This is a genomic window from Allobosea sp. P1_A7 (genome assembly GCF_056406775.1).
Genome location: NZ_JBFTZN010000455.1, coordinates 1 through 2944 on the forward strand (window position 1 = coordinate 1; position 2944 = coordinate 2944).

Below are 2944 nucleotides of genomic sequence, written 5' to 3' on the forward strand. Positions count from 1 at the left end.
GTCGCCGGCAGCACCAATGCGGTCAGTGAGAGTGTCGGCAGCGTCGGCGGCGAGGCCCGGATGACCGGCGAGAGCGCCATTCAGGTGGTGGAGGCTGCGCGCCAGGTCAGCGAGCAGACGGTTGCGCTCGATCGCTATGTCGGTGATTTCGTCCGCAGTGTTCGGGGCAGGCTCTGAAGCCGGCGACCCTCCTTCATTCTTGCGTCATCGTCATCAGCCCTGATCCGCAATCGCGCCTTGTGGAGCGGCTGCCGGCTGACCTAATGTCGGTACCCTTCAGGAAACGCTCACAAAAAGAACAGTCGCATGAACGATAGCCCGCCGACCAAACGCGCCCGCCCGACCTTCACGGATCAGGAGGCGTTGCTGTTCCACTCGCAGGGGCGGCCGGGCAAGCTCGAGATCGTGCCGACCAAGCCGATGGCGACCCAGCGAGACCTCTCGCTGGCCTATTCGCCGGGCGTTGCGGTGCCGGTGCTGGCGATCGCGGAAGATCCGTCGCGGGCCTATGACTACACCACCCGTTCGAATCTCGTGGCGGTGATCACCAATGGAACGGCGATCCTCGGTCTCGGCAATCTTGGCGCGCTCGCCTCCAAGCCGGTGATGGAAGGCAAGGCGGTGCTGTTCAAGCGCTTCGCCGACGTCGACTCGATCGATCTCGAGGTCGACACCGAAGACGCCGACGCCTTCATCAATGCGGTGCGCTATCTCGGACCGTCTTTCGGCGGCATCAATCTCGAGGACATCAAGGCGCCGGAGTGCTTCATCATCGAAGAGCGCCTGCGCGAATTGATGGATATTCCGGTCTTTCATGACGACCAGCACGGCACTGCGATCATCGCGGCCGCCGGTCTGATCAATGCACTCGATCTGACTGGCCGCGACGTCAAGACGACCAGGCTCGTCGTCAATGGCGCGGGCGCTGCCGCCATCGCCTGCACCGAGTTGCTCAAGGCGATGGGCTTCAAGCCCGACAACGTCATCCTCTGCGACACCAAGGGCGTGATCTATCAGGGCCGCACCGAGGGCATGAACCAGTGGAAATCGGCGCATGCAGCCATCACCGACCGGCGCACGCTCGCCCAGGCGATGGAGGGCGCCGACGCCTTCTTCGGCCTCAGCCAGAAGGGTGCGGTGACGTCGGACATGGTTCGCTCCATGGCTCCGAACCCGATCATCTTCGCCATGGCCAATCCCGACCCGGAGATCACGCCGGAAGAGGTCGCAGCAGTGCGTGACGACGCCATCATGGCGACGGGTCGCTCGGATTATCCGAACCAGGTCAACAACGTCCTCGGCTTTCCCTTCATCTTCCGTGGCGCACTCGATGTCCGCGCCACCACGATCAACATGGAGATGAAGATCGCCGCTGCCGAGGCTCTTGCCTCGCTCGCACGCGAGGATGTGCCGGACGAGGTAGCAGCCGCCTACCAGGGTGCGCGCCCGCGCTACGGCAAGGACTATATCATCCCGGTCCCGTTCGACCCGCGTCTGATCCATGTCGTGCCGATGGCTGTCGCCAAGGCCGCGATGGAAACAGGCGTTGCCGGCAAACCGATTGTCGATACCGGCGCCTACAAGGCGCAGCTCTCGGCGCGGCGCGATCCGGTCGCGGGCACGCTGAACCGCATCTTTGAGCGGGTTCGCCGCTACCCCAAGCGCGTCGTCTTCGCCGAGGGCGAGGAGGAGCAGGTCATTCGCGCCGCGACCTCCTTCGTCAATCAAGGACTGGGCCACGCCATTCTGGTCGGCCGCGAGGACCGGATCAGCGAAACCGCGACCTTCCTCGGTGTCGATCTTGAAGCCAAGGGCATCGAGATCCAGAACGCGCGGCTCTCGCATCGAAACACCGCCTATGCCCAGTATGTCTATGAGCGCCTGCAGCGGCATGGCTACCTGTTCCGCGACTGCCAGCGCCTGATCAACCAGGATCGCAACCATTTCGCTGCTGCGATGGTGGCGCTCGGTGATGCCGACGCGATGGTGACGGGCGTCACCCGCAACTACTCGATCGCCCTGGAGGAGGTCCGGCGTGTCATCGACGACAAGCCGGGGCACCGGCTGATCGGCGTCTCCGTCGTGATCTCTCGCGGCCGCACGGTGCTTGTCGCCGACACGGCGATCACGGAGATGCCTTCGGCGCGGGAACTGTCCGAAATCGCCATCGAGGCAGCAGGTGTGGCGCGGCGTCTCGGCTATGAGCCGAAGGTTGCAATGCTCGCTTTTTCGACCTTCGGCCATCCGGCGGGCGAGCGCTCCGAGAAGGTGCGCGAGGCGGTCAAGATCCTCGATGGGCAGCGCGTCGATTTCGAATATGACGGCGAGATGGCGGCCGATGTCGCGCTCAATCGCGACGTGATGAGCCAGTACCCGTTCTGTCGCCTGAGCGCGCCGGCCAATGTGCTTGTCATGCCGGCGTTCCACTCGGCGTCGATCTCGACCAAGATGCTGCAGGAACTCGGAGGCTCGACCGTGATCGGTCCGCTGATCGTCGGTCTCGACAAGCCGGTGCAGATCGTGCCGCTCGGCGCCAAGGATTCCGACATCGTCAACATGGCGGCGCTGGCCGCCTTCAATATCGGCGGCTGAGCGCGCTCGGCAATCCAGCGCCCCGGTGCTGGATTGCGTCGCGGCCTCTTGGCGATGACGCCCAGGGGTTCGGGACGCCTTCTTCCTGCGGGTCTCGGCCGTCTTCCCGGCCGGGGCCGAGCGTTCGGGGTCCGGCCTTTGGTGCGGCCGCTCGCAATCGGTATGCTCCGGCCCGAACAGGTCTTGTTGCCGCCGCCGCTCTCATTCGTGCGCCCGGCCTCGCGCCTTTGCTTGTCGGTGCAGGCGGATTTGTTGCCGTGCGGCATGGCTCCATCGCAGGTTTCTCGGTGGGGCAACTCACTGTTCCAGATCGGGTTCGAGCCGGGCGCCGGCGCAGCTCGAAGGCTGGGCC

Annotated in this window: 1 protein-coding gene; it reads left to right on the forward strand. The window is 64.8% G+C overall.

Going from position 1 to position 2944, the window contains the following annotated elements:
- Positions 1-306 precede the first annotated feature (306 nt).
- The gene (locus tag AC1D34_RS36130; RefSeq protein ID WP_441490629.1) at positions 307-2592 is read left to right on the forward strand and encodes an NADP-dependent malic enzyme; all 2286 of its coding nucleotides are present in this window, start codon (positions 307-309) and stop codon (positions 2590-2592) included.
- The last annotated feature ends 352 nt before the right edge of the window (positions 2593-2944 follow it).